Here is a 6,836-nt window from a genome sequence, read left to right on the forward strand (position 1 = left end):
CGCCCGGGCGCGTGCGGCGGGTGGGCGGGAGGCGCACTCTGGAACGAGAGGAATCCGGAGGTGATCCGTCATGATGCACACCGCAGTGGGATGGCACGTCGAGATGGAGTTCGTGGAGGACGACCAGCACACCCGCGCGGTCGCGATGGTCAGGCTGCCCGACGGGTCCGAGGTGCGTGGCCACGGGCACGCGTCCCGGCACTACACCGACTCCAATCAGCCGCGGGTCGGGGAGGAGATCGCCGGCGCCCGGGCCCTGAACGAACTCGCCATGCAGATGCTCGACAAGGCGCACCGCGAGATCGACGACGCGTCCGGCCGCGTCTCCCACCCGATCCACGTCTGAGCACGACCCGCGTCTAGGACGCGGTGACGCACTCCCGTACCGCCCGTATCAGCGCCTGCGCCCTGGGGTCCGCCGTGACCGTCCTGCGGAAGCCGTTGGTGACGTAGCCGAAGGCGATGCCCGACTCCGGGTCGGCGAAGCCGAGGGAGCCGCCGCGGCCGGGGTGGCCGAAGGAGCCCGGGGCCAGGAGCGGGGAGGCGCTGCCGTGCAGCATGTAGCCGAGCCCGAAGCGGGTGCCGACCACCAGGACCCGGTCGGGGCCCGCCGACTCCTCGGCGCGGGCGCGCTCCACCGTGTCCGGGGCGAGCAGCCGCCCCCCGTCGACCGGGCCGACGAGTGACGCGTAGAAGCGGGCGAGTCCGTCCGCCGTCGCGATGCCGTTGGCGGCGGGCAGGGCGGCCGCGTGGAACGCCGGGTCGTTGTGGTCCGGCGTCGGGTCGATCGCGGCGAAGGCGCGGCGGGTGAGGGAGTCCGGGTCGGCGTAGGCGGCGGTGACCGACCGCTTGGGCCGGGCGCGCAGCGCCCCCGACGGCTCGGGCGCCTCGACCTTGCCTGCCCGGCCGACGCGGTGCTCCTCGGACGACGGGAGGCCCACCCACAGGTCCAGGCCCAGGGGAGCCGCCATCTCGGCCGCGATCCACTCACCGGTGCCCCGGCCGGTCACCCGGCGCACCAGCTCGTCCACCAGCCAGCCGTACGTCAGCGCGTGGTAGCCGTGGTCGGTGCCCGGCTCCCACACCGGCGCCTGCGCGGCGACCGCCTCGGCGGCCCGTACCGGGTCGGCGGCCTCGGCGAGGCTCAGCGGGCGGTCGAGCACGGGCAGCCCGGCGCGGTGCCCGAGGACGTGCCGGACCAGCACGCCCTCCTTGCCGTGCGCCTTGAACTCCGGCCAGTACCGGCCGACCGGCGCGTCCAGGTCCAGCAGCCCGCGTTCGCACAGCATCAGCACCGCGGCGGCGGCCACGCCCTTCGTCGCCGACCGCACGACCTGGGCGGTGTCCCGCTGCCACGGCTCCTCGCCGTCGACGTCCTTCGTCCCGGCCCACAGGTCCACGACCCGGCGCCCGTCCCGGTACACGGCGAGCGCCGCACCCCGCTCCGCGAGCCGCTCGACGTTCCGGGCGAACGCCTCCCGGACCGGTTCCCACCCGCCGGCCACCGTGCCGTGCACCTCGACGTCCGATTCCCGCACTTCCCGTCGTTCCTTCCATTCGCCCGCGACAGTGGGTGCAACCACGCCACCGCGCCTGCGATTCCAGGGCGTGGCGCGCCCGTCACCCACGGCCGGGCGGCGCCGGCACGGAGCGCGGGTCGAAGCCGTACGGCAGTTCCAGGCGATGCGCCCGCATCAGCGCGTCGTCGGCGAGCAGATCGGCCGTCGGGCCGTCGGCCGCGATCACGCCGTCGCTGAGCACCAGCGCGCGCGGGCACAGCTCCAGCGCGTACGGCAGGTCGTGCGTGACCATCAGCACGGTCACGTCCAACGACCGCAGGATGTCGGCCAGTTCGCGGCGGGACGCCGGGTCGAGGTTGGACGACGGCTCGTCCAGGACGAGGATCTCCGGCTCCATCGCGAGCACGGTCGCCACGGCCACCCGGCGCCGCTGCCCGAAGGACAGGTGGTGCGGCGGGCGGTTCTTGAACTCCGCCATGCCGACCCGCTCCAGCGCCCGGTCCACGCGCGCCTCCAGCTCGGCCCCCTTCACCCCGGCCGCCGCCGGACCGAACGCCACGTCCTCCCGCACCGTCGGCATGAACAGCTGGTCGTCCGGGTCCTGGAAGACGATGCCGACCCGGCGCCGGATCTCCGCCATGTGCCGCTTGCCGACCTCCAGGCCGGCCACCCGCACCGTGCCGGCGCCGCCGCCGAGGATGCCGTTGAGGTGCAGGACGAGCGTGGTCTTGCCGGCGCCGTTCGGCCCGAGCAGCGCGACCCGCTCGCCGCGCCCGATGGTGAAGTCCACGCCGAACAGGGCCTGATGGCCGTCGGGGTAGGCGAAGGCGAGGCCGGAGACCTCGAGGGAAGCAGTACTCACAGGGTCCATCCCAGCAGACACACGACGAGGGCGGCGCAGGGGAGGGCCAGGGCGTACGACCACTGCGCCCGGGACGCCGTCACCTCGTCGATCACCGGCATGACCCCGGTGTAGCCGCGGCTCACCATCGCCAGGTGCACCCGCTCGCCGCGCTCGTAGGAGCGGATGAACAGCGCGCCCGCCGACTTGGCGAGCACCCCCCAGTGCCGTATGCCGCGCGCCTCGAAGCCCCGGGACTCGCGGGCGATCCGCATCCGCCGCATCTCGTCGGTGATGACGTCGCCGTAGCGGACCATGAAGGACGCGATCTGCACCAGCAGCGGCGGCAGCCTGAGCCGCTGGAGGCCGTGCAGCAGCTCCCGCAGTTCGGTGGTCGCGGCGAGCAGGACGGACGCGGCGACGCCGAGGGTGCCCTTGGCCAGCACGTTCCAGGCGCCCCACAAACCGTTCACGCTCAGCGACAGCCCGAGGACGTCCACCCGCTCGCCCTCGGCGACGAACGGCAGCAGCACCGCGAACGCGACGAACGGCACCTCGATCAGCAGCCGCTTCAGCAGGAACCCGGCCGGCACGCGCGCCGCGTACGCGACCACGCCGAGCAGCACCGCGTACGCCGCGAACGCCCACATCGCCTCGCGCGGCGTCGACACGACCACGATCACGAAGGCGAGCACCGCCGCGAGCTTGGTGTGCGGCGGCAGCGCGTGCACGGGGGAGTCGCCGTGCCGGTGGAGCCGGTGGGTGTGGCCCGCGCCCACGTCAGACGCTCGTGCCGGCGGGGGAGGAGGTCTCCGACCGCTCGTCGTCGGCGGTGCGCCGGCGGCGGACCGCCCAGAACACGCCCGTGCCCGCCACGACCGTCACGCCCACGCCGATCACGCCCGCGAGACCGCCGGACAGCCGGGCGTCGTCGACGTCCTTCACGCCGTAGTCGGCGAGCGGCGAGTCCGCGGTCGCGTGCTCCTCGGCCCGCTGGTCGATGCCGTGGTCGGCGGCGACCTTCTCCAGGCCGTCCGGGTTCGCGGAGGCGTAGAAGCTGACGAACCCGGCGAGCACCAGCGAGGTGACCAGGCCGGCGATCCACACCCGGCGCGGGGAGCGCGCGGCGGCCGGGACGGGCTCGGCGCTCTCCGGGGTCTCCGGGGCGTCGACCAGCTCGCCGTCCACCCGCAGCTTCAGCTTCTGCCGCAGCCCGCGCGCCCCGTGCACCAGGTCCGGGCGTACGGCGATCACCGCGCCGACGGTCAGCGCGGTGATGGCGGCCTCGCCGAGACCGATGAGGACGTGCACGCCCACCATCGCGGTGGCGACCTTGCCGATCGACACGTCGGTGGTGCCGCCGACCGCGTACAGCAGCGTGAAGACGACCGCGGAGGCGGGGACGGAGACCAGGGCGGCCACGAAGGAAGCGGCGGTCACCGAGCGGCGGGAGCGCGGCAGCACCTTCACCAGGCCGCGGAACAGCGCGTAGGCGACCACGGTGGTGGTGAGCGCCATGGTGGTGATGTTCACGCCGAGCGCGGTCAGGCCGCCGTCGGCGAACAGCACGGCCTGGAGCAGCAGCACCACGGACACGCACAGCACGCCCGTGTACGGGCCGACGAGGATCGCCGCGAGGGCGCCGCCGAGGAGGTGGCCGCTGGTGCCGGCGGCCACCGGGAAGTTCAGCATCTGCACGGCGAAGATGAACGCCGCGACCAGGCCGGCCAGCGGGGCGGTGCGGTCGGCGCCGACGCCGCCGCCCGCGCCGGGGCGCGCGGTGTCGTCGAGCTCGCGGCGCGCGCCGCGCAGGCTCACGGCGATCGCGCCGGCGGCGAGGACGCCGGCGGCGGCGGATACGGGGACGTCGATGAATCCGTCAGGTGCGTGCACGGACCCGATGATGTGTCCTCTTGCGAACCTTTCGCAAGAGCGAGTGACTTGTTCAACCTCTTGTCTTACTTTCCGCCTACCTCATCTGTGCTACGAGCCGCTCGGAAGCGCGGATTCCGATTTAGGTGCACGATGGGACGGGGGTGGGTAAACGGCGGATAAGCCACGTACGCCTCGCCAGGCGCACTACGCAGCGTAAGGGGCCCACCGATGTCCGTGATCGAGCAGTACGCGCGAGTCCACATCGTGACGGATGAGGATCCCCTGCTGGAGAGTCACGGGGCCGTCCCCGTGGTGCTGCGGTACGACCCCGAGGACGACCCCCGCCATGTGCGGGTGGGTCTGCCCGGGACGCGGCCCCTCGAATGGGTCGTCGACCGCGACCTGCTGGAACACGGCCTCACCGCACCCGTGGACAGCGGCGGCATACGGGTGTGGCCGTGCGGCCGGGTCCAGGCGGTGGTGGAGTTCCACACCGGCCAGGGGCACTCGGTCGTCGAGTTCGACGCCAAGACCCTGTCCCGCTTCCTGCGCCTCACCCACGTGAAGACGGCCCAGCCGGTCCCCCACTGACCGGCCGGCCGCTCGCCCGCCCGGCCGGAGTGCGGCGGAGCGCGCCGGCGGGCCCTGACACGGCGACGGCACCCCGCCCCGAACCACGCGCCCTGCCCTGAACCGTGGCGCCTCGCGCCGGGTTGCGGCGTACCGTCCTGACCTGCGGCATCCCGCCGCTGGACGCGGCGTGCAGTCGCGGCGTGCCGCCCCGAACCGCCACGCCCGCTCGGAGTCGCGGCCTGCCGCAACTTGAAGCGCGGCGTGCCGCTCCGGACTGCGGCCGGCTGCCCGGGGCGGGCGATCGCACCGGGCCTCTCAGCCGCCCGCCTTCAGCAGTGCCGCCACGATCGGGCCCGCCGTGGAGCCGCCGTGGCCGGCGGACTGGACGACCGCGGCCGCCGCCAGGTCGCCGCGGTACGCGGTGAACCAGCCGTTGGGCTTCTTCTGCCCGTCCACCTCGGCCGACCCGGTCTTCGCGCCCCGCTCACCGTCCAGCCCGGCCATCGCCTCCGCGGCCGTGCCGGCGGTCGCCGTGTACGACATCAGCTCCCGCAGCTGCGTCAGCGTGCCCGCGGACAGGGTGCGCGGCGCCGTCGCCAGCTGACGTCCGTCGACCTCCGGCGACACCAGGTACGGCTGGTGGAAGACACCGGCCTTCACCGTCGCCGACACCGACGCCATGTTCAGCGGGTTCATCCGCACCCCGCCCTGGCCTATCAGCGACGCGGCCATCGGGGCCTTCGACTGCACGGGCACCGCCCCGTCGAACGTGGACACGCCGACCTGCCAGTCGTTGCGGCCCAGCCCGAAGTAGTCCTGGGCGTGCTTCGTGAGGTCGTCGTCCTCCAGCTTCGGCGCCTGGCTGATGAAGGCCGTGTTGCAGGAGGCGGCGAAGCTCGCGCGGAAGGTGCCGTCCTTGATCTGGAACTTGTCGAGGTTCTGGAACTTCCAGCCGCCGTAGCTGAAGTACTTGGGACACGGGTGCTTCTTGTCGATCGACGCGAGCCCCTTCTCGATCAGCATCGAGGAGGTGACCACCTTCATCGTGGAGCCCGGCGCCAGCGACCCCTGGAAGGCGACGTTGAAGCCGCGCGAGGAGTTCGCCGCCGCGAGTATCTCGCCGGTCGACGGCCGCACCACCACCACCGAGGCGTGCTTCCGCTTCGCCACCTCGGCCTCGGCGAGCGCCTGCAACGACGGGCTCAGCGTCGTCTTCACCGTGCCCGGCGTGCCCTCGCTGAGCTCCAGCACGGTCGTGTCGGACACCTTCGCCTTCTTCGACGCCTCGCCGCGCACCACGCGCAGCTCCACGCCGGCCTCGCCGCCCGCCTTCTCGCCGTACTTCTCGCGCAGCCCGTCCAGCACCGACCCCAGCGACGGGTACTTCTGAGTGCTCAGCTCGCCGCCGTCGCGGTCCAGCGCCTTCACCGGCGGGGTGCCCGCCTCACCGGTGACCAGCTTGTCGCCCTCCCGCAGCTCCGGGTGCAGCACGGACGGCCGCCAGTCCACCCGCGGCTCCCCGTCCCCGGCCCGGCGCACCACGGTCAGCGTGCTGTCGTACGTCAGCGGCTTGCTCTCCTGCTCGTACGACACCGTGCCCTTGACGGAGAACGTGACCGAGGCCCGGGCGGGGGCGCCGGGCGTGAGGGCGAGGTTCCGGACGCGGGCGTCCTTGACGTACGAGGCGAGCGCCGCCTTCGCGGCCACCGGGTCGTCGGTCGCGGCGGCGGCCTCGGCGACCCGGCCGGACTGCCAGGCGGTCAGGAACGTCTCGGCGGCGGCGGTGACCTCGTCGGCCGTCAGCGGCCCGGACTTCACGGTCTCCGCCTGCGTGGCGGTGTCCCCGCCGTCGCGGCCGGAGCCCTCCACGAGTGCGTACGCGCCGTAGCCGGCGCCGCCCACGAGCACGGCCATCGCCGCGCCGATCACGACCGGTCTGATGTTCCGCCGGTCCCCGGCGCGCCCTCTGTTCCCCACTGGTGTCCGTTCCTCCGTCGCCCCGCCCCGGCCCCCCGCGGCCCGCGTGG

The 6,836-nt window shown here is 73.8% G+C and carries 7 protein-coding genes; 2 read left to right on the forward strand and 5 right to left on the reverse strand.

The window, feature by feature from the left end; all coding sequences use genetic code 11:
• The first annotated feature begins 70 nt into the window (after nucleotides 1-70).
• Nucleotides 71-346 (forward strand): DUF1876 domain-containing protein, encoded by a 276-nt coding sequence (locus CCN29_RS26485; protein ID WP_006135831.1) that lies wholly within the window; start codon nucleotides 71-73, stop codon nucleotides 344-346.
• Nucleotides 347-359: 13 nt separating this feature from the next.
• Here CCN29_RS26485 and CCN29_RS26490 read toward each other — a convergent pair whose 3' ends face one another.
• The 4 genes from CCN29_RS26490 to CCN29_RS26505 form a co-directional block, all read right to left on the reverse strand.
• A complete protein-coding gene (locus CCN29_RS26490) occupies nucleotides 360-1,538 on the reverse strand; it encodes a serine hydrolase domain-containing protein (protein ID WP_086685016.1) in 1,179 nt (392 codons plus the stop codon).
• Nucleotides 1,539-1,620: 82 nt separating this feature from the next.
• Nucleotides 1,621-2,391, reverse strand: a complete 771-nt coding sequence (locus CCN29_RS26495) for an energy-coupling factor ABC transporter ATP-binding protein (RefSeq protein WP_031023041.1) — start codon at nucleotides 2,389-2,391, stop codon at nucleotides 1,621-1,623.
• Nucleotides 2,379-3,140 (reverse strand): cobalt ECF transporter T component CbiQ, encoded by a 762-nt coding sequence (gene cbiQ, locus CCN29_RS26500; protein ID WP_086685019.1) that lies wholly within the window; start codon nucleotides 3,138-3,140, stop codon nucleotides 2,379-2,381. The genes CCN29_RS26495 and cbiQ overlap by 13 nt, the downstream gene beginning before the upstream one ends.
• 1 nt (nucleotide 3,141) lies before the next feature.
• Nucleotides 3,142-4,254, reverse strand: coding sequence for an energy-coupling factor ABC transporter permease (locus tag CCN29_RS26505; protein ID WP_031064907.1), 1,113 nt, complete (start codon nucleotides 4,252-4,254; stop codon nucleotides 3,142-3,144).
• 210 nt (nucleotides 4,255-4,464) lie between these two features.
• Between CCN29_RS26505 and CCN29_RS26510 the strand changes: the two genes are divergently transcribed.
• Entirely contained in the window at nucleotides 4,465-4,827 is a 363-nt protein-coding gene (locus CCN29_RS26510; RefSeq protein ID WP_006135826.1) for an SsgA family sporulation/cell division regulator, read from the forward strand.
• Between the two features lie 297 nt (nucleotides 4,828-5,124).
• Here CCN29_RS26510 and CCN29_RS26515 read toward each other — a convergent pair whose 3' ends face one another.
• On the reverse strand, nucleotides 5,125-6,786 hold the full coding sequence (locus CCN29_RS26515) for a penicillin-binding transpeptidase domain-containing protein (RefSeq protein ID WP_006135825.1): 1,662 nt from the start codon (nucleotides 6,784-6,786) through the stop codon (nucleotides 5,125-5,127).
• Nucleotides 6,787-6,836 lie beyond the last annotated feature (50 nt).

It is taken from the genome of Streptomyces pseudogriseolus, assembly GCA_002154585.1.
GTDB lineage: Bacteria > Actinomycetota > Actinomycetes > Streptomycetales > Streptomycetaceae > Streptomyces > Streptomyces pseudogriseolus.

Bases quoted from the DNA above. Each gene is read 5' to 3' on its own strand.
- CCN29_RS26485 (WP_006135831.1), top strand. From the start codon at position 71: ATGATGCACACCGCAGTGGGATGGCACGTCGAGATGGAGTTCGTGGAG.
- CCN29_RS26495 (WP_031023041.1), bottom strand. From the start codon at position 2,391: ATGGACCCTGTGAGTACTGCTTCCCTCGAGGTCTCCGGCCTCGCCTTC.
- CCN29_RS26510 (WP_006135826.1), top strand. From the start codon at position 4,465: ATGTCCGTGATCGAGCAGTACGCGCGAGTCCACATCGTGACGGATGAG.